1 pseudogene is annotated in these 682 nt (G+C 66.9%); it reads right to left on the bottom strand.

The window, feature by feature from the left end:
- A pseudogene (locus tag B3D39_RS01515) lies at positions 1-460 on the bottom strand (transglutaminase); the annotation flags it as partial.
- Between the last annotated feature and the right edge of the window lie 222 nt (positions 461-682).

The raw sequence follows: 682 nt of genomic DNA, 5'->3' as shown, positions 1-682 counted from the left end.
CGATCCCGTCGGTCGGCAGCAGCTTTGTCGCGGCGGTGAAACGCGCGCGCTCGACCTCGTCCAGCGGTTCCACGTCGCCCGGTTTACTCAGATCGACCACGAAGTCTTGCGTCTGCGCCTGCGTCGTCAGGGTCAGCTTGCGCGGGCCGTCGGAGGCACCCCAGACCGCATGCACCATCGGCGTGCCGGTGTCGGGCGCGTTCACGATCTGAACCTCGTCCGCATCGCTTTCCCAGTTCACCGCGCCGGGCTTCATCCAGCCCTCGCCATGCACGGAAGGTACCGGCACCCAAAGCTGCGCCGTCTCGCCACCGCCGGGCAGGCTGACCTTGGTGACCAGCTCGAAGCTGCGCCAGCCCGTGGGCTTGGGGTCGAACGCGGCCATCGCACCGCGCGCGCTGGCCGCCAGCGCCATCGAAGCCGCACCGAGTTGCAGAAGACGCCGTCTGTTCAAAGCCATGTCACCACTCCGCTGAATACTGGCCGCGTTCTACGCCCACGTCCCTGCAAGAACAAGGCAGCAGTTCGGTCAGCCGAACCGCCCGGTGATGTAATCCGAGGTGCGCTCGACCCGCGGGCGGGTGAAGATTTGCGCGGTCTCGCCCTCTTCGATCAGCTCGCCCAGATACATGAAGGCGGTGCGGTCGGAGACGCGGCTCGCCTGCTGCATGTTGTGGGTCAC

The organism is Thioclava sp. UBA3469, from assembly GCF_002378135.1.
Lineage (GTDB): Bacteria > Pseudomonadota > Alphaproteobacteria > Rhodobacterales > Rhodobacteraceae > Thioclava > Thioclava sediminum.
Note: the sequence above shows the minus strand (reverse complement) of the source record. Positions and strands in the feature narration are given on the sequence as shown.